A 21,470-nucleotide genomic window follows, 5' to 3' on the forward strand; every position below is an offset into this window, starting at 1 on the left:
GGTGGTGCTGGGTTCGCTGGGGGAAGAGCTCGTCGAGGGATCAGGGGTGTCTGACGGCTTCACGAAGTCTCCGGAGCGGTTGCGTACGTACGGACGGCCTACGGGCACGGGTAACCCCGCGTCGCCGACCAGACTTCCCGGCACACCCTTTTATATGATCTTGACGTCTTCCTGACACCGTACTCGTTTGCCCGTGGATACGCGCAAGAGGACCTCCCCGGGGAACTCGCATACGCTGTGCCCTCGCCGACGGCCCCCCGAGCCGCGGTGGCACAGCGGAAGGGGAGTAGCAGCCACGTGAGACGCGAGCCGATACCCAGCGATTTCCTGGGGCACTACCCCCGGCTGCTCGCCGACATCTCGGACACCGGCAGGCTGCCGCGCCGCGAGGAGCTGGACGACTTCCGCGAGCTGGGCGAGCGCGCCGCCGAGAGCGGCTACGGACTGCGCGGCCTCGTCGGCCTCTACCTCACCGAGACCCGGCGGCTGTGGGGGACCCTGCCCGGCGTGCTCAGCGCGGGACTGATGGGGGCGCGCCAGCACGTGCGCACCGGGGACTCGGTACTCGGCGCCGTGGACGCCGTCGTGGCGGCGCTCGGCGAGGGGCACGAGCGCGCGCAGCGGCACGCGGTGCGGCAGGAGGAGGGGGAGCGGCGCGAGTTCATCGACGACCTGCTCCACGGGCGCAGCGACCTGGGCAGCCTCGCCGAGCGCGCGCAGCGGTTCGGCCTGCACCTGGCCGACCGGCATGTGGTGGCCGTCGCCGCCGCGCCCGAGAAGTACGACGACGTCCACCCCACCGTGCGCCGTATCGAGCGGGAGCTGCTGGGCAGGTTCGGCGAGCACGACGTCCTGCTCTCCACCAAGGAGGGGCGGCTGGTGTGCATCGCGGCCCGCGGCGACAGCGCGGTGGTGGACGCGTTCGCGCGGCTCGCGGAGGAGCCGGGGCGCGGCTACACGGCGGCGCGGCGGGTGGCCCTCGGGCGGGAGCACGCGGGTGCCGGCGGGGTGGTGCGCAGCTACGAGGAGGCGGTGGAGGCGCTGCGGCTCGCGGAGCAGATCGGCATCGGGACGGTGCGGGTGCACGCGGGCAAGCTGCTGGTCTTCCCGGTGCTGCTGCGGGACCGGGCGGCGATGGCGGACCTCGTACGGACCGTGCTCGGACCGCTCACCCAGGCGCGCGGCGGCGCCCGCCCGCTGCTGGAGACGCTGGAGGTGTGCGCGGCCGCGGGCTATGTCAACGCGGAGGCCGCCCGGCGGCTCGGGGTGAGCGTGCGCACCCTCTCCTACCGCCTGGAGCGGATCCGCGCCCTGACCGGCTACGACCCGGGGGACGCGCTGCAGCGCTTCACGCTGGAGACGGCGGAGTTGGGCGCACGGCTGCTGGGATGGCCCGACGCCGACCTGTCATGACCGCGCGATCGTGACCGCGCGGGCGGCAGCTGTAACGCAATCGGCCCCCGGCACGCTGTAGCAGTGCCGTGGCGCAGCCGCAGCACATGTGTTGATCACCGCCGGAACCGGGCGCGGTTCCGTCCCGAGCGGGACGTATACGCGACATGGAAATTGCCGGGTTCGGGAAGTGTGCTGCGGCGCTGGGGAGTGCCAGGATGTCGGCACGCCGCACCGGGAGAGAGCGGTGTTCGCAGGGAGCCGGTGCCTTCGACGGGGGTGAAGGCACTGGCTTCCTGTCGTGAACGCGTCCGTTCCGGTGTGCCGGCGGTTACCGGGCGCGGAAGCCGTTGTTGCCGGAATCGCAAAGTGTGTGGGTTCTGTCACCGCGCCCCTCCGTACGGACGGGGCTCTCCGTACGGACGGAATCGTCACCGGTTCGCAATCCGCGCCCTGGGTCCCGGCGGCCTTCCCCCGCGTCACAGTCGCGACAGACGGCCCACGGGACGGAGCAGGGGGCGGCGCGGATGAGGTACGGGTGGAGCAGGTGGGCGGGCGTGGCGCTGGTGGCGGCGCTGGTCACCGGCGGCTGTACGGGCGGCGGATCCGACGAGTCCACGGGCGCCGAGGCGCAGCGGGACAAAGCGGCCAAGGGCGCTCGCGGGGGCAGCGGCGGGGGCGCAGGTGGCGGCGCGCCGGCCGACGGCCGGGAGGGCGCGGACGCCGCGGACCGGTTCGCCCCGTCCGCCTCGCCCGGAGGGCCGTCCGGGCCGTCCGACTACCGCTCGACGTTCGCCCTGGACGTCGACACCGCGTCCTACGGCTACGCCCGCCGTACGCTCCGTGCCGGGCGGCTGCCCGCACCGGCCACCGTGCGGACCGAGGAGTTCGTCAACAGCTTCCGGCAGGGCTACCGGCGCCCCTCGGGCAGCGGCTTCTCCGTGTCGGCGGACGGCGCGCGCACCGGGGCCGAGGGCTGGTCGCTGCTGCGTGTCGGGCTGGCCACCAAGCCCGAGGGACCGGCCGCCGACCGCCCGCCCGCCACGCTCACCTTTGTGCTGGACGTCTCCGGCTCGATGGGCGAGCCGGGGCGGCTGGACCTGGCCAAGCAGGCGCTGACGATGGCGGCCGACCGGCTGCGCGCCGAGGACTCGGTGGCGCTGGTCACCTTCAGCGGCGAGGCCCGCACCGTGCTTCCGCCGACCAGGATGGGCAGCGGGAAGGGGAAGGACGGCGGACGCGCCCGGCTGCGCGCCGCCGTGCGCGAGCTGAAGCCGCGGGACAGCACCAACCTGGACGCCGGGCTGGCCCGGGGCTATGAGGAGGCGGCCGAGGGGAAGCGCAAGGGGAGCACCAACCGGGTGGTGCTGCTCTCCGACGCGCTGGCCAACACCGGCAGCACGGACGCCGGCTCCATGCTGAAGCGGGTCGCCTCGTACCGCGAGGACCACGGCATCGCCCTGTTCGGCGTCGGCGTGGGCAGCTCCTTCGGCGACGCGCTCATGGAACGGCTCACCAACGAGGGCGACGGGCACACCGCCTACATCTCCGACCGCGACGAGGCCCGCAAGGTCTTCGTCACCCGGCTCCCGCGCAACATCGAGCTGACGGCCCGGGAGGCGAAGGCCCAGGTGACCTTCGACCCCGACACGGTGCGCGACTTCCGGCTGCTGGGCTACGAGAACCGCGCGGTGGCCGACGAGGACTTCCGCGACGACCGGGTGGACGGCGGCGAGGTCGGCCCCGGCCACACCGTCACCGCGCTGTACGCGGTGCGGCTGAAGGAGGGCGCCGAGGGGCACGCGGCCACCGCGAGGGTGCGCTGGCTCGGCCCCGGGGACCGCGAGCCGCACGAGCGGTCCCGGCGGGTGTCGGCGCGGGAGCTCACCGCGCGGGCGCTGTGGGGCGAGGAGGCCCGGGACACCTCGCCGCGGCTGCGGGTGGCCGCGGTCGCCGCGTACTTCGCCGAGGCGCTGCGCTCGCGCGGCCCGGGTACGTACGACGGCGGTGCCGGCGAGCGGGCCGCGCTGCCCGGCGGACGCCCGCTGGGCGCGCTGCGCGCCGAGGCGCGCGGCCTGGCCGAGCGGACGGAGGACGGCGAGGTGACCGAGCTGGCCCGCGCGATCGAGCGGGCGCGGAAGGTCGAGTAGCCGGGAAGCCGAGTAGCCGAGTAGTCGAGAGGAGGCCGTGGCCCGCGCCCTCGGGGTAGGCGCGGGTCACGGCAGTCTGCGGCGGGTGCTGCGGCGGGTCAGCCGACCTGCAGCTTCTGGCCGGGCAGAATGAGGTTGGCGTCGCCGCCGACCGTGGACTTGTTGTCCTGGTACAGCTTCTGCCAGCTCGTGCCGTGCGCGGCGGCGATGGTGGAGAGGGTGTCACCGGACTTCACGGTGTAGTTGCCAGAGCCGGTCTGCGGAGCCTGCTGCGGCGCCTGCTGCACCGGCTTCTGGACGGGCTTCTGCGCCGGCTTCTGCGCGGGCCGCTGCTGCTGGTTCTGCTGCTGCTGCGGCTGCGTGGGCTTGGGCTGCGCCTGCTTCTGGGTCTGCTGGCCGCTGCCGCCCGGGTTCACGTTGGCGGAGGGGCCGCCGGAGGTCAGGTTGCCGGCACCGGCGCAGCCCCAGGCACCCGGGCCCTGCATCTTGAGCAGCTTCTCGGCGGCGGCTATCTGCTGCGCCTTGGTGGCCTGGTCGGCGCGGGGAGCGTACTGGGTGCCGCCGGCGGCGGCCCAGGAGGACTGGTTGAACTGCAGCCCGCCGTAGTAGCCGTTGCCGGTGTTGATGGACCAGTTGCCGCCGGACTCGCACTGGGCAACCTTGTCCCAGGTGTCGACCGAGGCGGCCTGCGCGCCGGTGGCGGACATGAGCGGAACGGCGACGGCGGCACCGGCGATACCCGTGAGGGTGGCGATGCGAACGGCCTTGGAGGGACGACGGTGACGGCCCTTGCCGGAGAACAGCATGGTCTTTCGTTTCCTTACAGTCGCGGCTGTCCGCCCCCGGAACGGAGGCGAACGGGTCGAGCGCAGCGACAGTAAGCACACGTATCCGGATGCGTCCAAGAAGCCCCGTGAAGGCTCGGTACAGGCGCTTGACACCTGACAGTTACGTCTGTGCAGGTGATGCTCTTACGCACCATTCCGCCCCGGACCCCTGTGACATAGCCCCGCGGAGACAAGCGTCACAGGGCGGGGGGGTTTGAATGTGACGTGCGCAATCCAGGACGGAACACCCTCTAATGGGTGGGGTGCCGGGGGACGTCCCGCCGCTGCCCTGGCTCTTCGACCTGAATCGTGGCGTGCGTGATGCCGTACTCCTCGTCCAGCCGGTCCAGCACCCCCTCCAGCACGTCCGTCGGCCGGTGGCCCGGGTCCGCCACCACATGTCCGCTCGCCGCGTCCATGCCGGAGGTGAGCGTCCAGATGTGCAGGTCGTGCACCTCGACGACGCCCGGCAGCGCCGCGATATCCGCCTCGACGGCGGCCACGTCCAGCCCCGGCGGGGCCGTCTCCATCAGGATCCGCAGCGCCTGGCCCATGACGCGGGCGGCGCGCGGCAGGATGAACAGCCCGATCCCGGCGCCCAGCACGGGGTCCACGTACCGCCAGCCGGTCAGCAGGATGAGCCCGGCGCCCACCAGCACCGCGACCGAGCCGAGCAGGTCGCCCAGCACCTCCAGATACGCGGCCTTGAGGTTCAGGCTCTCCTTCGCCCCCGAGGCCAGCAACCGGAAGCTGACCAGGTTGACGGCCAGGCCGCCCGCCGCGACCAGCAGCAGCGGCAGCCCCGGCACCTCGGGCGGCGCCCCCCAGCGCAGCGCGGCCTCGACGAGCACATAGACGGCCACCCCGAACAGCAGCAGCCCGTTGGCGAGCGCCGCCAGCACTTCGAGCCGGTAGGTGCCGTAGGTGCGCCGGCGCGGCCCCTCCCGCCGGGCCAGCGTGATCGCGGCGAGCGCCATGCCCAGCCCGATCACGTCCGTTCCCATGTGCGCCGCGTCCGACAGCAGCGCCAGGGAGTCGAAGACGACGCCCCCGACGACCTCGGCGGCCGTATAGCCGAGGGTGAGGAAGAAGGCGATGGCGAGCGGCCCGCGGTGCCGGCTGCCGGCGGACCCGGGTCCGTGGTCGTGCCCCATTCCCGCAACGTAGCAGCGCACCCCGCCCTGTCCCGGCTGCAACGTGCCGGACTGAGCCACTCCGGTGCGGTGTGGCGCCATAATGACGCCATGGATCTCACCCCGTACGTCGACAACCTCCGCCATGAACTCGCGGCAGCCGCGGAATCCGGCGGCGAGGAGTCCCGTGCCCTCGCCGAACGCCTGGCCGCTCCGCTGGAGTCGGCCGCCCGGCTCGCGCTGCTGAACGTCCTCTCGGACGCCATGGGCGAGATCACCCGCGAGCTGGCGCCGGGCTCCGTGGACGTACGTCTGCGCGGGCTCGACCCCGACTTCGTCGTCACCGCGCCCCCGTACGCCCCGGCCGGCGACCGGCCCGACGAGGACGCGGGGCCCGCGCCCGCGCCGCAGGCCGCCCCGCAGGCGCCCCCGGTGGAGGACGGCGGCACCGCGCGGATCAACCTGCGGCTGCCCACCCATCTCAAGCAGCGCGCCGAGGAGGCGGCGGCGGGCGAGGGGCTCTCGCTCAACGCCTGGCTGGTGCGTGCGGTCTCGGCGGCGGTGGAGCCGGCGGCCGGTACGGCGCCGTCCCAGCGCGGTGGAAGCTGGGGACGCCAGAGCTTCACGGGGTGGGTCCGCTAGGAACACCTAGTGCCGTGACCGGAATCCGACAGACGACAGGACCTCTCATGCCTCGCTTCGACACCCCCGCGCCGGTCTCCCTCACGCTCCACGTCGCCGTCGGGACCACCCGTATCGCCGCGTCCGGGCTGCCGGAGAGCACGGTGGCCGTGCACCCGGGCGACCCGGACCGCGAGGCCGATGTGAAGGCGGCGGACCAGACCCGCGTCTCGTACGCGGACGGCAGGCTGCTGGTCGCCACGCCCAAGGGGCGGGGCCTGTTCAGCAGGCCCGGCTCGGTCTCGGTGGAGATCACCCTGCCCGAGGGCTCCGAGGTGCACGGCACCGCCTCGATGGGGGACTTCACCTGTACGGGGCGGCTGGGGGACTGCCGGCTGAAGTCCTCGGCGGGCGACATCCTCGTCGCGCGCGCGGACGCGGTGCACGCGGTGACGCAGTACGGCGACGTCGCCGTGGAGTACGCCGCGGGCAGCGCCCAACTCACCACGGCCTCCGGCGCCCTGCGCGCCGGCGAGCTGGGCGGCTCCGCCGAGCTGAAGAACTCCAACGGGACCACCCGGGTGGACGAGGCCCGGGGCGAGCTGCGGTTGAAGGTCGCCAACGGCGACATCTCCATCGGCCGGGCCCACGCCTCGGTGACCGCCAGGTCCGCGAACGGCGCCATCCGGATCGCCGAGGCGGTCCGCGGCGCGCTGGAGCTGGACACCAGCGCCGGCGATCTGCAGGTGGGGGTGCGCGAGGGCACGGCCGTCTGGCTGGACGCCGACTCCAAGGCGGGCCAGGTGCGCAGCTCCCTGGAGTCCGTCGGCGGCCCGGGCGAGGCGGCCGAGACGCTCGCCGTGCGCGCCCGCACCAGCCTCGGGGACATCGACATCTTCCGCGCCGGGCGCGACTGACGCCCCCTCCGCCAGCTGTCCGCCCCCCGGGATCCGTTGACAGGGTCCCGGGATCTGCGTATAACCTAAACTCAACGATGTAGGTGGTAAACAGTTTCGACGGGGCGGGCACGCTGTCCTGGGATGGAGCGTTATGGCAGGCACCAGGCGCAGCGTCGCAGCCCGGCTCGGGGGCTGGAGTACCCGACATCGCAAGACGGCGGTCATCGGCTGGCTGCTTTTCGTTTTCGTCGCCTCGGGCGTCGGCGGGATGCAGGGATTGCACGAGGCCAGCCAGGCGGAACTGGACGCCGGGGACTCGGCCCGCGCGCGGCAGATTCTGGAGGACGCCGGAATCAACGACCCCGCCGATGAAATGGTGATGGTCACCTCCGGGTCCGAAGGGCGCCAGGTGCGCGTGGCCCGGGAACTCATGGGCGACATCAAGGAGACCGGAAAAGTCCAGGGCGTGTCGGGCCCGCTGCGCTCCGAGGACGGAAAGTCCGCGCTCATCACCTTCGAGGTGAAGGGGAAATCCGACACCGCGGCCGACCGTGTACAGCCCGTGCTGGACGTCATCACCACCGCCGAGCGCGACCACGACGACGTCAGCATCCACCAGTTCGGTGAGGCCAGTGCGGAACACTGGCTCGACGACCTGATGGCAGACGACTTCAAAAAGGCCGAATGGACCGCTGTTCCGCTGGCCCTCGGTATTCTGCTCATCGCTTTCGGCGCACTGGTCGCCGCGCTGCTGCCGGTCCTGCTCGCGATGACGGCCTTTGTGGCGGCCAGTGGACTGCTCGCGCTCGTCAGCGTGAAAATGCACATGTTCGAGACCACGAGTTCGGTCATGCTGCTGATCGGCCTCGCGGTGGGCATCGACTACTGCCTCTTCTATCTGCGGCGGGAGCGGGACGAGCGGGCCTCGGGCCGGGACCCCGAGGCGGCGCTGCGGATCGCGGCGGACACCTCGGGCCGGGCCGTGCTGGTCTCCGGGTTCACGGTGATCGTCGCCATGTCCGGGATGTTCCTGTCCGGGCTGCTCATCTTCAAGGGCTTCGCCGTCGCCACGATCCTGGTCGTGTTCATCGCGATGGTGGGGTCGGTGACGGTGCTCCCGGCGATGCTGTCCCTGCTGGGCGACCGGGTGAACAAGGGCAAGGTGCCGTTCCTCGGCGGAACGCGGCGGCGCGGCCCGCGGCGCAGCGGCGCGGTCGCCGGCGCGCTGCTGTGGCCGGTGCTGGCGGCCCCCGGGCTCTTCCTGGTGCTGGCCACCGGCGCGCTGCTGGCCATGGCCTACCCCGCGCTCGACATGAAGACCGAGCAGCTCGGACCGGACAAGCAGCTCCCCTCCTCGGCGCCGCTGCGCGACGGCTACGAACGGATCTCGAAGACCTTTCCCGGCGGTCCGGCCCCGGCGACGGTGGTCGTCAGCGCCGAGGACATCACCGCGCCCGGCACCAAGGCGGCGCTGGCCGACTTCACCCGGGCCGCGCGCGGCAGCGAGGACTTCGGCAAGGGCGTGCGGACCGTCGTGTACCAGGAGCAGAACGTCGCCGAGATCAGGGTGCCGCTGGCCGGGGACGGCGCGGACGCGCGCAGCAAGGCGGCGCTGAGCACCCTGCGCGACGACCTCGTCCCCGGGAAGCTCGCCCCGGCCGTCTCCCACGCCTATGTGACCGGCGAACTGGCCTCGTCGGTCGACTTCAACGACCAGCTCGGCGACAGCATTCTGCCGGTGTTCCTCTTCATCGTGGGGGTCACCTTCCTGATCATGCTGGTCAGTTTCCACTCCCTGCCGATCGCCATCGTCTCCGTTCTGCTCAACACGCTGTCCGTTGTGGCCACCTACGGTGTGCTGGTCGGAATCTTCCAGCGCGGCTGGGCGGCGGACCGGCTCAACACCGAGCCCGTCGGCGTCATCGAGGCGTGGATGCCGCTCTTCATCCTGGTCGTCCTCTTCGGGCTCTCCATGGACTACCACGTATTCGTCGTCTCCCGGATCCGGGAGATGTACGACCGCGGAGTTCCCACCCGAGAGGCGATCCGGCAGGGCGTGCGGGCCACTTCGGGAGCCATCACCGGAGCCGCCGTCATCATGATCGCCCTGTTCTCCGTCTTCGCCACGCTGTCCATGCAGGACATGAAGCAGATGGGAATCGGTCTGGCCGTCGCCGTGCTGCTGGACGCGACCATCATACGCATGGTGCTCCTGCCCTCCTGCATGATGCTGCTCGGTGAAAAGAACTGGTATATGCCGCGCGTACTGCGCTGGCTGCCTCATCTTTCGCACGGAGCTTCCCCGGAAGCGGAGGAAGCGCCGCGTGCGGAAACCCAGCGGGAGCCGGTGCCCACCACCGCTCGCTGAAACAAGTAGAAAACGCCCCATAGGAAAAGCGATATCAGGAGTCATCATGTGGAATCACGAAGTGAGTGCCGAGGGCGCCGTTTCAGTGAGCGCGGTGTGGGAGCGCTATGTCGACCTCGCCACCTGGCCGCAGTGGAACCCGGGCACCACCAAGGTCGAGCTGAAGGGCCCGTTCGCCTCCGGCACCGAGGGTGTGATCACCAACGGCTACGGTGAGGTGCCGTTCACCCTCACCGCGGTGGTGGACCAGCAGAGCTTCGTCATGGAGTCGCCGGTCAACGAGACGGTGCTGCTCCGCACCAGCTGCCGGGTCGAGGCCGCCGGCGACGGCGCCCGGATCACGCACCGGGTGGAGCTCGACGGCGCGGGCGCCGAGGAGCTGGGCAACCAGATGGGCGAGACCCTCTCCAAGAACCTCACCGACGGGGTGACGACGCTGAGCGCAGCGGGCTAGGCCCCGGGGCCGGCGGGGGCCGGCGGGGCTTGCCGGACGCGCCCCGGAAGGCGCGGGATCCGGACAGGCTCCGGCCGCTCCGTCTCCGCCCGCCCGCCCAAGACCGCCGGTCGCATGTGCCCCCCGTCGCGTGCGACCGGCTCCTTCCGTTTCCGGATCCTTGCGCCCACGCCATGGCCCTCGGTTACTCTAGGTCGCCCGCTGACCGGCCCAGGAGGTGCGTGACGATCAGGCTCGCACGGGACATGACGGTCACCGTTCTGGACGATGGATGCCTGGAGCTGTACAGCGAGTGGGCCGCCGAGTCGTACCGGTACGCGCCGCCCATGGCCGCCATGTGGATCGCCCTCCAGCAGCACGCGGGCCAGCTCGAACCCGCCGTGGCGGCGCTCGCCCGGCACTGGGAGTCCGACCCGCTGTGGGTGCGCTTCGAGTTCGACACCTGGCTGGGCGACATGCGCGCCGCCGGACTGCTGTTCTACGACGACGCGTGAGCGTCACATGAGTGTCAGCAGCCCTGCGGCACGTCGATCCGGAACTCCGTCGGCAGCTCGTCCCGCTTTCTGATGCGCATCTTGCGGTACACCCGCGTCAGATGCTGCTCCACCGTGCTGAGCGTGACATGCAGCTTCTCGGAGATCTCCCGGTTGGTGTACCCCTGCGCCGCCAGCACGGCCACCCGCCGCTCGGACTCGCTCAGCCGCGCGAACTTGTCGTCGGCGGCGCCGGTCCCGGTCCCGGAGCCGGTCCCGGAGCCGGACTCGGCGCCGCCGAGGGCGCCGTTCGGCTCGGACGCTGCGAGGGGCGGCACCGCGGTGGACACCAGCGTCGAGCAGAGCCGGTCCGCGCGGCAGCTCTCCGCGATCCGGCGGGCCCGGCGCGCGGCGGTGCGCGCCTTGGCCTTGTCGCCCAGCGCCTGGTACGTCTCGCTGAGGTCGGCGAGGGTCTCGGCGGCCTGGTAGCGGTCACCGCTCTGCTGCAGCGCGTGCAGCGCCTTCTCCAGCACCGGCAGCCGCTCCTGTACGTCGCTGGCAGCGGCCAGGCCGCGCAGCCCGAGGCCCTGGGCCCGCGGCAGCCGGGCGTCGCCGAGCGCGGCGTTCGTCTCCAGCACCTTCCGGGCCTGCCCGCGCTCCCCGAGCTCCAGCCACGCCTCGGCAGCCGCCGTCCGCCAGGGCACGAGGGACGGCGTGTCCATGTCCCAGGCGGCCATCCGCTCGCCGCACGCGAGGAAGTCGTTCAGCGCGGCGCGGGCGCGGCCCGAGGCCAGATGGAGCCTGCCGCGCGCGTGGAGGTAGTGCAGCCCCGGCCGGGTGGCGAAGAGCGCCGCGGGCACCGGCCGGGAGAACAGCTCCGCGGCCCGGTCCCGGTCGCCGACGGCCGTGTGCACCTCGGCGAGCGTGGCCAGCGTCAGCGCGGAGCCGCTGTTCCAGTCGGGGCTCTCGCCCGCCAGGCAGCCCAGCGACTTCTCCGCCTCCTCCCGCGCGCGGTCCAGATGCCCCTGCCGGAAGGAGACCAGGGCGCTGATCGAGCCGATGAGGGACCGCCAGGCGGGCAGGTCGTGGCTGCTCGGGCCGTTAAGGAAGCGGTCGCACCACAGGACGGCGGAGTCGAGCTGGTCGGCGTAGACCAGGGACAGCAGCGCCGGGGTGAGGTTGCCGAGGGAGGCGTGCGAGAAGCCGCCGTCCTGGAGCACCTGCTCGGCCTGGGCCACGGTGTGCCCGTCCGTCTGCCCGGACAGCACCCGGGCGAGCGCGAGGCGGGCGCGCAGCATCGGCGGGTGGGTGGCCAGCGCCGTCGCCTCCGGCCAGCGGGAGCCGAGGCCGGCCGACGGTCCGAAGCGGGCGGCGACCCCCGGGTAGGAGACGGCGGCCAGCAGCTGCAGCGCCTCGGACCGCGCCGAGTGCGCGCCGGGGTCCGGGGCGTGCCCCTCGCGCTCCCTGGCGCGCAGGTGCCGTACGACTTCCTCGGCGTCGGTGAACCGCAGGTGCCACAGGAGGAGCTCGGCCATCGCCCAGCCGGCGTCGGGGGCCACCTCGTCCCGCAGGACCGGGCTCTTGGCGGCGCGGGTGGGCCCCGGGTCCCCGGGGGAGCGCAGCCAGTTGACCGCCGCGATACGGGCCGTCGCGGTGTGCCGCGCGGGCCCGTCGGGGCAGCTGGCGCGCATCAGGTGCAGATAGCGGAGCGACAGCGAGACCTGATCGGCCGTCAGGGCGCGGGCCGCGGCGTCCTGGAGGGCGGACGGCACCCAGTCCTCCCGCAGCGGGCCCGCCGCGAGGAGCTGGTCGGCGATCGCGGTGGTGGGGCTGCCCTCCAGATGCAGCAGCCGCGCCGCGTCGTGCCGCAGCCGCGTCCGGTTGCGCTGCCCGGCGTCCTGGAGCACGGCGTCGGCGGCGGCGGGGTGCCGGAAGCGCGGCCCCTCCGCTTCCTCCGGCCGGTCCGACCACTCCAGTACGCCCGCCGCGGTGAGTTTGCGCACGGCGTCCCGGACCGCCGGGATGCTGCTGCCGCTCAGCCTGCTGAGCCGGTGCACGGTCGCGTGCTCGCGCAGTACGGCGACGGACCGGGCGACCCGGACGGCGGACTGGCCGGCGCGGCGTACGCAGGCCAGCGCGGCCCGGCGGAATCCGGGCCCGTCGCCGCCCCGCAGCAGCGCCGCCACCAGCAGCGGGTTGCCGCCCGAGAGGGCGTGGTAGGCGTCCGCGGCGCTGTCGCCGCCGGCGCAGCCGCGCTCGCCGTCATCACAGGCGTCGCCGCTGTCGGCGCTGTCGCCGCCGTCGCGCGGCCCGGACCGGTCGTCCATCAGCTCCGCGACGTCGGGTACGGAGATCGGTCCCAGCCGGAGACGGTGCGTGGCGGGGCGGGAGGTGAGCTCCTCCAGGAGCGGGGCCGCGCGCCCCTCGCCCGTCTGGTCCCAGGTCCACACGACGGCCAGCGGCACCGAGGTGACCTGGTGCGCCAGGTGGTAGAGGCAGCGCAGCGACTGGGGGTCGGCGTACTGCAGGTCGTCGATGCCGAGCAGTACGCTGCGGCCGCCGGCCCGCTGCCCGATCGCCTGCAGGGCCCGCCGGGTGGCGTCCCGGGCCTCCTCGGCGGGGGCGCGGAACAGTCCGGCCCCGTCGAGCAGCCGGTGCAGGGCCGCATACGGGCGGTCCTGCTCGGTGCGCTGACAGCTCGCGCCGAGAACGGCGAAACCGTTTGCCGCCGCGTGTTCTTCGAGTTTATGGAGAAGTAGTGTTTTGCCCATACCGACGGGCCCGCTGATCATCCCCGTGAAAGGTGTTCCCCGGTTGGCCGAGTCGAGCCATACGGCAAGTCGGCCCACTGTGTGTGCACGTTCCGCCAACAACAGCAACAGTCCCCCGAATCTGACCGTCCGGCCGAGCTGATCCGGTGTCACTGCCGAATCCGGCAGCTGACCGACTCGACCGAAACTGTTTATGACGGATACCGTAGGGAGAGTGCAAGGTGGGGGTCAACCGGAGGCAGCAAAGTCTTGGTCAAGGGTGCCCCAAGCGCAACCAGGGGGTGCTGCGTCCTCCTCGACTTGTTCACTCGCCGCTGACCTGGAGTTTTCCAAGGCACGGGAGCGTGCACCCGTAAACGTACGCTCTCGCCCGGGTGCCGGAAACCCCTGACTCCTAGGGGGTGGCAGGGGTGGGGCCGGTTGGTAGGGTCCACGCCATGCCTGGGTAAGGCGCATCCAGCTATTTCGGTCGGATTCGGGCTGTCTACGGGGGTGTGTATTGTTCGCGGAAAACAGTGACATCAGAACGCGACTGGACGAGCTGGTCACCGACACCGTCGCCGGAGACAGTGTTATCGCGGTGATCAGCGGTTTTTCCGCCATGGGCAAGACGGAAACCCTGCGGATACTCATGGACCGGGCGTCCGCGGCCGGTGTCACCGTGCTGCACGTGGTCAGCTCGCGCGCCGAGCGGTGCCTGCCCTACACGACCCTGGAAAAGATTCTGGGTTTAACAGAACTGTCACAGGGGCGCCACGCGGAGCCCATGGGCCCGGGGTGTGCGCACGCGGGCGACCTCGGTGCCGTCGCCCGTGACGCGTGCAGCGCCATCGCGGCGGCGACCGCGCGCGGCCCGGTGCTCATCGCCGTGGACGACGTCCAGTTCGCCGACGAGGAGTCGCTGCACTGCCTCCAGTACGCGGCGCACGCGCTGCGCGGCGGCGGCCCGCTGGCCCTCGTCCTCACCTGGGACCCGGCGCGCGGCGACGAAGCCCCCGCCGCGCTGCGCTCCTTCCTCCAGCGGCCGGGGGTCCGCCGGATCCGGGTGGACGTGCTCACCGTGGAGGGCATCGCCGAGCGGCTCGCCGCCCGGTGGGGCCGGCGCCGGGCGGCCGAACTCGCCCCCCGCTACTATGGACTCACCGGCGGCAACCCCCTCCTCGTCAACGCGCTGCTGGAGGACGGCTGGTCTGACGGCCCGCCCACCGGCCACAACTTCCAGGAGGCCGTCGACCTCTGCGCCCGCCGTGCGGGAGCCGTCGCGCTGGAGGTGACCCGCTGCCTCGCCGTCCTCGGCGACACCAGGGACCTGTCCCTGGTGGGCCGGCTCAGCCGGGTCGGCGTGCCCAGGACCCGGCGGGCGCTGGAGCAGATGAACGCGGTCGGACTGCTGAGCGGCTCCCGGTTCCGGCACCCCGCCGTCGCCTCGGCCCTGCTCGCCGCGATGCCCGCCGAGGCGCTGAGCCAGGTCGGCTACCGGGCGGCCCAACTCCTCTACGAGGCCGGGGAGCCGACGGGCGCCGTCGTCGAACGGCTCCGCTCGGTGGGGCCGCTGCCCCAGGAGTGGGTCCTGCCCGTGCTCGACGAGGCCGTCCGCGAGGCGCTGGCCGAGCACGACATCCGGCGCGCCATCAGCTGCCTCCAGTTCGCCGTCGCCTGCTGCACCGACAAGAATCTGTACTACGTCTACCAGCGGCGGATCGCCGAGCTGTACAGCCTCATCGACCTCGGCGCCGCCGACGCCCGGCTGCTCGCCCTCAAGACCCCGATCCTCGCCGACGAGCTGGGCGGCGCCGAGTCGCTGCGGGTCGCCATCGCCCGGCTGGCCTCACTCCACTTCGACGACGCGCTGGAGATCATCCGGCATGTGGCGGTGTCCGAACGGCCCACGCGGGAGGGGGAGCGGGCCTGGTGGCGGCTCGTCTGCCTGACGCTGGCCGCCAACTACCCCGGGCTGCTGGACCGCGCCGGCGTCCCCCGGCCCGCCGAGCTCGACCTGGACCCGGGCGCCGAGCGGGACGGCACCCCGCTGCTGCGTACCTGCGAGGCCCTGGTCACGGTGCTGACCCGGACGGACGACGCGTCCGCGATGCGGCGGGCCGTCCGGGTGCCGGACGAGGAGGCCGCGGCCGGAGAGGACGTCGACGTCTACGTCTGCGCCCTGCTCACCCTCGTCTACAGCGACGCGCTGAACGACGCCGCGCGCTGGTGCGACCGGGGCCTCGGCATGCCGGAGGACGCGCCCGTGTGGCGGGTGGTGGCCCACTGCTTCCGGGCCCTGGTCGCGCTGCGCCAGGGCCGGCTGACCGAGGCCGTGGAGCGGGCCGACGAACTGATGGCCCATGTCACGCACCACGAGTGGAACGACAGCCTTGGGCTGCTGCTGGCCACCCTCATCGAGGCGCACACCGCGGCCGGCAACCACCAGGCCGCCGCGGAGTGCGTCAGCCGCCCCATCAACCCGGCGCTCTTCGACACCCGCGCCGGCCTGCACTACCTGTACGCACGCGGCCGCCACCACCTCGCGGCGGGGCGGCTGTACGGAGCGCTCGCGGACTTCATGGCCTGCGGCGAGCGGATGCGGCAGTGGGACGTCGACACCCCCGCCCTCGCGCCCTGGCGCGTCGGCGCCGCCGAGACATGGCTGCTGCTGGGGCGCCGGGACAAGGCGGCAGCGCTGATCGAGGAGCAACTCGCCTGGTTCGGCACGAGCGAGCTGCTGCCGAGGGCGCACGGCGCCACCCTGCGCTGCGCTGCTGCGCTGCGCCCGCCGGTGGAGCGCCCCCCGCTCCTCGAACGGGCGCTCGGCATGCTCCAGCGGGTGGACGACCGGTACGAGAGCTCCCGCGTGCTGGCCGACCTCAGCCAGGCGTACCACCTGCTGGGCGAGGAGACCAAGGCCAGGACGGCGGCCCGCAGGGCGCGCCGGCTCACCCGGGGCCACCAGGGGAAGAAGGCGCGCCCCGCCGCGGCGGCCGCCGCCGCGCCGCCGCCGGTCCCCGTCCGCGCCCCGGTCCCGCAGGAGAGCGGGGCACCGGGGCAGGGGGACAAGTTCGCCAAGCTCAGCGGCTCCGAGCGGCGGGTGGCGCTGCTGGCTGCCGCGGGCTACACCAACCGGGAGATCTCCGCGCGCATCTACGTCACCATCAGCACCGTCGAGCAGCACCTGACCCGGGTGTACCGCAAGCTGGGCATCAAACGGCGGGACGAGCTTCCGATGGATTTCGGCGCGGGGGTGTGAGGCCGGTGCGAACGGCACCCGGCGGACCCCCGCCGGGTCCGGGCCGCCCCTTGCTGTTTCGTCGCAGTCTGCGGGTGGTGTGTGGTTGCGCGCGCCCCGCGGCGAAGCCGCTGTGGACACGAGCCCCGCGCCCCGCAGGGGCAGCCTCGGCCCAGCAGGATCCGCCGGACACGGGCTAGTCGACCCGGGTGGAGATCTCCAGGCCGTCGCCGATGGGCACCTGCACGGTGTGGTAGCCGCCGGCCCGCACATGGTCGAAGTACGGCTGCTCCGGCAGGGTTCCCATGTCGTCCGCGACCACCAGGGCGCCGGGCGCGAGGGAGGGTTCGAGCACCTGGAGGACCGGCAGGTAGATGTCCTTCCAGCCGTCCAGGAAGACCATGTCCACCGGTCCGGGCAGCTCCTTGAGGGACTCCAGCGCGTCGCCCACCCGGACGTCGACGATGTCCTCGAACCCGGCGTCGCCGATGTTCTTCGCCGCGACCTCGGCCTTGCCCGCGTGCCACTCGGTGGTGATCACCTCGCCGCCGTTGTCGCGCGCTGCCGCCGCCAGGAAGAGGGTGGAGATCCCGAAGGACGTGCCGAACTCGACGATGCGCTTCGCACCCCGGTTCCTGGCGAGCACATAGAGCAGGTCCCCGACTTCGCGCGGAACCGAGATATACGCCTCGGCCAGCATCTCGGTCTGCTCCTGGTGCGTATACGAACCCAGCGGGCGGTTCTTGGCCACGACAGCGGCGACGACAGGTTCGTCCTTCACTTTCTCGTCGGCGTAAAGTGCGTCCAGTGTCGTGCGGACACGGTCGGAAGAGAGCGTGGTCATTCCGGGGCCTTTCGTGCCGTGCGTGCAGGAAGGTTTGCTGCGGGCCGGTGCAGCGGTATCGGCCGATGCGAAGCGGCGCTGAGCCGATGCTACGCACAGCACCCAGCCGTCGTCAGGGCCCAGCCCCTGACGAGCTCATTCTTAGGGGTGTGGGGGTTCCGCTTAGGGGGGTGATCCTGTGGTGTCGGCGCGACCCGCTCAGCTTCAATGGGACGCGGTTCACGGATCCCTGTCAATATCCGAACGGGAGTCACGGAATATGGGTTTGCTCGACCGGCAGGGCGTGTTCCTGCCTTATCTGCACCTCCTCGGAGCTCCGCTGGGGGAAACGCCTCGCTACTCCTTTGACGAACGTGTCGCCGCTGCCTCGTCGGACGAGGTCACCGGAATAGGGTTCGACGCGGACGAATTCGACGAGCTGCTGAAGAACCGCAGCGCCGACGAGCTGCGGGGCGTACTGGACAGCCACGGTGTGGCCATCGGCGAGCTGCAGATCCTCTTCGCCTGGCACTTCGGCGACAGCTACCCCGAGTATCAGCAGATGGCCCGCGACCGCGAGCAGCACATGTACGAGCTGTGCGGGACCTTCGGCATCGACCGCATCAAGACCGTCATCATGACGCCGACCGACCTGCCGCCCCACGCGGAGGTCGTGGAGCGCTTCGCCGCCGTCTGCGACCGGGCCGCCGAGCACGGCGTCTCGGTCGCCATGGAGACCCAGTCGGTCCACCCCGGCTTCGACTACGCCGACACCGCCGACCTCATTCTCGACGCGGACCGCCCCAACGGCGGGTTCGTCGTGGACGCCTGGCACTTCTTCCGGGACCCCGACCCGTGGACGGCGCTCGACCGGCTGCCCGCCGACAAGATCTTCGGCCTGGAGCTGCGGGACGCGGCGGCCGAGCCCCACGAGTCGCGTCTCGACGACTGCCTGCACCACAACAAGCTGCCCGGCGAGGGTGATTTCGACCTGGTGCGGCTCATCCGGGAACTCGACGCCAAGGGCGTCGATGTGCGGATCTCCGCGGAAATCCTCTCGGCCGAACTGCGCCCGCTTTCCGCGCAGGAGAACGTGGACCGCACCGCTGCCGCCGTCCGCAAGGTGATGGAAGCCGCCCGCGCCTAGAGCCACCGCACTGGTGAACCGTTGATCCGGGTCCGGCGCCGGGCCCGGACATCTCTCTCCGCGGCAGATTGGTTGGTGTTGTTGGTGAGTGACGACAAGCTGCGCGACTATCTCCGGCGTGCCACCGCCGAACTGAAACAGACCCGGCGACGGCTCCAGGAGACCAGGGATCGGGCCCGGGAGCCGCTTGCCATTGTCGCCATGAGCTGCCGCTATCCGGGAGGGGTGGACAGCCCGGAAGACCTGTGGGAACTGGTGGCGGCCGGAAAGGACGCCACCTCGGGTTTCCCGGAGAACCGCGACTGGGACCTCGAAGGAATCTACGACCCGGAGCCCGGAAAGCCCGGAAAGAGCTACACACGGCGCGGTGGATTCCTGCACTCGGCCGATGAGTTCGACGCGGAATTCTTCAAGATCAGCCCGCGTGAGGCCCGGGAAATGGACCCGCAGCAGCGGCTGCTACTGGAGACCGCCTGGGAGGCCCTGGAACGCGGCAGGATCGACCCCTCGGCGCTGCGCTCCACGGCCACCGGCGTCTTCGTCGGCATGGTCTACCACGACTACCCCTACAACCACAGCAACGGAGCCATCGCCTCCGGCCGGGTCGCCTACAGCCTCGGCCTGGAGGGCCCCGCGGTGACCGTCGACACCGCGTGCTCCTCGTCGCTCGCCGCACTGCACTGGGCCGCCCAGTCCCTGCGCTCCGGCGAGTGCACCCTGGCGCTGGCCGGCGGCGTCAACGTGATGGCGTCCCCGGACGCGTTCATCGGCTTCAGCAGCCAGGGCGGCCTGGCGCCCGACGGCCGCTGCAAGGCGTTCTCGGCCGCCGCCGACGGCACCGGCTGGGGCGAGGGCGTCGGCTGGCTGCTGCTGGAGCGGCTGTCGGAGGCCCGCCGCAACGGCCACCCGGTGCTGGCGGTGGTACGCGGCTCCGCCGTCAACCAGGACGGCGCCTCCAACGGCCTCACCGCGCCCAACGGCCCGGCCCAGCAGCGCGTCATCGAACAGGCCCTCGCCAACGCCGGGCTGACCCCCGCCGACGTCGACACCGTCGAGGCGCACGGCACCGGCACCCGGCTCGGCGACCCGATCGAGGCCCAGGCCCTGATCGCCGCCTACGGCCAGGGCCGCCCGGAGGGCCGGCCGCTGTGGCTGGGCTCCCTCAAGTCCAACATCGGCCACGCGCAGGCCGCGGCCGGGGTCGGCGGCATCGCCAAGATGGTCATGGCGATGCGGCACAGCACGCTGCCCCGCACCCTGCACGCCGAGGAGCCCTCGACGCAGGTCGACTGGTCCGCCGGAGACGTGGAGCTGCTGACCGAGGCCATGCCCTGGCCGCCCCGCGACGGCCGCCCCCGCCGCGCGGGCGTCTCCTCCTTCGGCGTCAGCGGCACCAACGCCCACGTCATCATCGAGGAACCGCCCGCCGACAGCGGCGCCGACAGCGAGCCTGACAGCGGCCCTGACAGCGAAGGAGAAGGTCACGGCGTCGCGTCCGGGGACGGGTCCGCAGCCGCCTCCGGTGACGGCGCGGGCGACCGCGCGGCGGACGGCACCGAGACGGACGCGGCACCGGGCCCGACAGCCGCGCCTGGTGCCGCGCCCGGTGCCGCGCCCGGTGCCACGGACCGGGACCGCCCCGGCACCGTCGTCCCCGTCACCCCGTGGCTGCTGTCCGGCGCGTCCCGCGACGCGCTGCGCGAGCAGGCCGCCCGGCTGCTGGCCCACCTCGCCCCGCGCCCCGAACTGGACCCGGTGGACGTCGCCTTCTCGCTGGCCACGTCCCGCGCTGCGCTGGAGCACCGCGCCGTCGTCGTCGCGGAGGGCCAGCAGGCCCTCCTGCGCGAGCTGACCGCCCTGGTGAACGGCGAGCCGTCGCCCGGCACGGCGCAGGACGTCGCGCCGTCGCGCGCGCTCACCGCCTTCCTCTTCACCGGCCAGGGCGCTCAGCGCGTGGGCATGGGCCGGGAACTGCACAGCACCTTCCCCGCCTTCGCCGCCGCCTTCGACCAGGTGTGCACGGCGCTCGACCGCCACCTGGAGCGCGGGCTGCGCGAGGTGGTCTGGAGCGACGGGGACGCCCTCGACCGGACCGGGTACACCCAGCCCGCGCTGTTCGCCGTCGAGGTCGCGCTCTTCCGCCTGCTGGCCTCCTGGGGCGTGGCCCCGGACTTCGTCGCGGGCCACTCCGTGGGCGAGCTGGCCGCGGCGCATGTCGCCGGGGTCCTGACCCTGGAGGACGCCGCGGCGCTCGTCGCGGCCCGGGGCCGGCTGATGGAGGAGCTGCCGGAGGGCGGCGCGATGGTCGCCGTCCAGGCCGGCGAGGACGAGGTGGCCCCGCTGCTCGGCGACCGGGCCGGTCTCGCGGCGGTCAACGGCCCGGCGTCCGTGGTGGTCTCCGGCGCCGTGGACGCCGTCGACGGGATCGCCGACAGCTTCGCGGCGCAGGGCCGCAAGACCCGGCGGCTGGCCGTCTCGCACGCCTTCCACTCCCCGCTGATGGAGCCGATGCTGGAGGACTTCCGCAAGGTCGCCGAGTCCCTGGACTACGCGGCGCCCGGGATCCCCCTGGTCTCCCTGGTCACCGGCGAACCGCTGGGCCCGGTCACCGCGGACCACTGGGTACGGCAGATCCGCGACCCCGTCCGGTACCTCGACGGCGTCAGACGGCTGGAGGCCGACGGCGTCACCACCTTCCTGGAACTCGGCCCGGACGCCGCGCTGACCGCCACCGGCCCCGACTGCCTGGCCACCGACGAGGACATCACCTTCCTCCCCCTGCTGCGCAGGGGCCGGGACGAGATCCGCGAGGCCGTCCTCGCCCTCGGCCGCGCCCACGCCCGGGGCGTCCATGTGGCGTGGCCCGGCTTCTTCGACGGCCAGGACGCCCGCCTGGTCGACCTGCCCACCTACGCCTTCCAGCGGCGGCGCTACTGGGAGCCGCGCCCGGACCCGGCGGCCCCGCGGACCCCGGCCGACGGGCCGGGGGACTCCGCCTTCTGGAACGCCGTGGACCGGGCCGACGTGCCCGGACTCGCCGAGCGGCTCCGCGTCGACGCCGCCGCGCTGGACGAGGTGCTGCCCGCGCTGGCCCAGTGGCGCCAGGAGTCCCAGGAGCACCAGAGCCGCGAGGCGTGGCGCTACCGGCTCGCCTGGCACGCGCTGGCCGACGCCCCCGGTGCCCCCGACGCC

The 21,470-nt window shown here is 72.7% G+C and carries 14 protein-coding genes; 10 read left to right on the plus strand and 4 right to left on the minus strand.

The annotated features are described in order from the left end of the window. Window positions 1-297 precede the first annotated feature (297 nt). Together G5C65_RS10910 and G5C65_RS10915 are read left to right on the plus strand one after the other, a co-directional pair. The gene (locus tag G5C65_RS10910; RefSeq protein ID WP_165298553.1) at window positions 298-1,413 is read left to right on the plus strand and encodes a helix-turn-helix domain-containing protein; all 1,116 of its coding nucleotides are present in this window, start codon (window positions 298-300) and stop codon (window positions 1,411-1,413) included. A 506-nt stretch (window positions 1,414-1,919) separates the two neighbouring features. Then, window positions 1,920-3,542, plus strand: a complete 1,623-nt coding sequence (locus G5C65_RS10915) for a vWA domain-containing protein (protein ID WP_165298554.1) — start codon at window positions 1,920-1,922, stop codon at window positions 3,540-3,542. 98 nt (window positions 3,543-3,640) lie between these two features. Here G5C65_RS10915 and G5C65_RS10920 read toward each other — a convergent pair whose 3' ends face one another. Beyond that, a complete protein-coding gene (locus G5C65_RS10920) occupies window positions 3,641-4,348 on the minus strand; it encodes a LysM peptidoglycan-binding domain-containing protein (protein ID WP_165298555.1) in 708 nt (235 codons plus the stop codon). A gap of 272 nt (window positions 4,349-4,620) precedes the next feature. Next, on the minus strand, window positions 4,621-5,523 hold the full coding sequence (locus tag G5C65_RS10925) for a cation diffusion facilitator family transporter (protein WP_165298556.1): 903 nt from the start codon (window positions 5,521-5,523) through the stop codon (window positions 4,621-4,623). 90 nt (window positions 5,524-5,613) lie between these two features. Between G5C65_RS10925 and G5C65_RS10930 the strand changes: the two genes are divergently transcribed. From G5C65_RS10930 to G5C65_RS10950, 5 genes are all read left to right on the plus strand, one after another. Next, window positions 5,614-6,144: a YlcI/YnfO family protein gene (locus G5C65_RS10930; RefSeq protein WP_165298557.1), complete on the plus strand. Its 531-nt coding sequence runs from the start codon at window positions 5,614-5,616 to the stop codon at window positions 6,142-6,144. A 47-nt stretch (window positions 6,145-6,191) separates the two neighbouring features. Then, window positions 6,192-7,040 (plus strand): DUF4097 family beta strand repeat-containing protein, encoded by an 849-nt coding sequence (locus G5C65_RS10935; protein WP_165298558.1) that lies wholly within the window; start codon window positions 6,192-6,194, stop codon window positions 7,038-7,040. A 133-nt stretch (window positions 7,041-7,173) separates the two neighbouring features. Then, a complete protein-coding gene (locus tag G5C65_RS10940) occupies window positions 7,174-9,390 on the plus strand; it encodes an MMPL family transporter (RefSeq protein WP_165298559.1) in 2,217 nt (738 codons plus the stop codon). Window positions 9,391-9,436: 46 nt separating this feature from the next. Continuing rightward, window positions 9,437-9,844 carry an SRPBCC family protein gene (locus G5C65_RS10945; RefSeq protein ID WP_165298560.1) on the plus strand — a complete coding sequence of 136 codons (408 nt, stop codon included), beginning with the start codon at window positions 9,437-9,439 and terminating at the stop codon, window positions 9,842-9,844. 221 nt (window positions 9,845-10,065) lie between these two features. Further along, complete coding sequence (locus G5C65_RS10950; protein ID WP_165298561.1) at window positions 10,066-10,338, plus strand: hypothetical protein; 273 nt, start codon at window positions 10,066-10,068, stop codon at window positions 10,336-10,338. 14 nt (window positions 10,339-10,352) lie between these two features. On the opposite strand, the gene G5C65_RS10955 is transcribed toward G5C65_RS10950, so the two are convergent. Further along, window positions 10,353-13,241, minus strand: coding sequence for a helix-turn-helix transcriptional regulator (locus tag G5C65_RS10955; RefSeq protein WP_338146317.1), 2,889 nt, complete (start codon window positions 13,239-13,241; stop codon window positions 10,353-10,355). Window positions 13,242-13,587: 346 nt separating this feature from the next. Between G5C65_RS10955 and G5C65_RS10960 the strand changes: the two genes are divergently transcribed. After that, a complete protein-coding gene (locus G5C65_RS10960; protein WP_165298563.1) occupies window positions 13,588-16,329 on the plus strand; it encodes a helix-turn-helix transcriptional regulator in 2,742 nt (913 codons plus the stop codon). A gap of 175 nt (window positions 16,330-16,504) precedes the next feature. On the opposite strand, the gene G5C65_RS10965 is transcribed toward G5C65_RS10960, so the two are convergent. Continuing rightward, window positions 16,505-17,152, minus strand: coding sequence for an O-methyltransferase (locus G5C65_RS10965; protein WP_165298564.1), 648 nt, complete (start codon window positions 17,150-17,152; stop codon window positions 16,505-16,507). 259 nt (window positions 17,153-17,411) lie between these two features. On the opposite strand from G5C65_RS10965, the gene G5C65_RS10970 reads away from it, so the two are divergent. Together G5C65_RS10970 and G5C65_RS10975 are read left to right on the plus strand one after the other, a co-directional pair. Further along, the gene (locus G5C65_RS10970) at window positions 17,412-18,278 is read left to right on the plus strand and encodes a sugar phosphate isomerase/epimerase family protein (protein ID WP_165298565.1); all 867 of its coding nucleotides are present in this window, start codon (window positions 17,412-17,414) and stop codon (window positions 18,276-18,278) included. An 81-nt stretch (window positions 18,279-18,359) separates the two neighbouring features. Further along, on the plus strand, window positions 18,360-21,470 hold a 3,111-nt coding region (locus tag G5C65_RS10975), incomplete at its 3' end, for a type I polyketide synthase (RefSeq protein WP_277608039.1).

The sequence above is a fragment of the Streptomyces boncukensis genome (genome assembly GCF_011045075.1).
GTDB classification, from domain to species: Bacteria; Actinomycetota; Actinomycetes; order Streptomycetales; family Streptomycetaceae; genus Streptomyces; species Streptomyces boncukensis.

What these genes read in the sequence shown, in the direction of transcription:
- G5C65_RS10915 (WP_165298554.1), top strand. Translation starts at nt 1,920, where the DNA reads ATGAGGTACGGGTGGAGCAGGTGGGCGGGCGTGGCGCTGGTGGCGGCG.
- G5C65_RS10920 (WP_165298555.1), bottom strand. Translation starts at nt 4,348, where the DNA reads ATGCTGTTCTCCGGCAAGGGCCGTCACCGTCGTCCCTCCAAGGCCGTT.
- G5C65_RS10925 (WP_165298556.1), bottom strand. Translation starts at nt 5,523, where the DNA reads ATGGGGCACGACCACGGACCCGGGTCCGCCGGCAGCCGGCACCGCGGG.
- G5C65_RS10930 (WP_165298557.1), top strand. Translation starts at nt 5,614, where the DNA reads ATGGATCTCACCCCGTACGTCGACAACCTCCGCCATGAACTCGCGGCA.
- G5C65_RS10935 (WP_165298558.1), top strand. Translation starts at nt 6,192, where the DNA reads ATGCCTCGCTTCGACACCCCCGCGCCGGTCTCCCTCACGCTCCACGTC.
- G5C65_RS10940 (WP_165298559.1), top strand. Translation starts at nt 7,174, where the DNA reads ATGGCAGGCACCAGGCGCAGCGTCGCAGCCCGGCTCGGGGGCTGGAGT.
- G5C65_RS10945 (WP_165298560.1), top strand. Translation starts at nt 9,437, where the DNA reads ATGTGGAATCACGAAGTGAGTGCCGAGGGCGCCGTTTCAGTGAGCGCG.
- G5C65_RS10965 (WP_165298564.1), bottom strand. Translation starts at nt 17,152, where the DNA reads ATGACCACGCTCTCTTCCGACCGTGTCCGCACGACACTGGACGCACTT.
- G5C65_RS10970 (WP_165298565.1), top strand. Translation starts at nt 17,412, where the DNA reads ATGGGTTTGCTCGACCGGCAGGGCGTGTTCCTGCCTTATCTGCACCTC.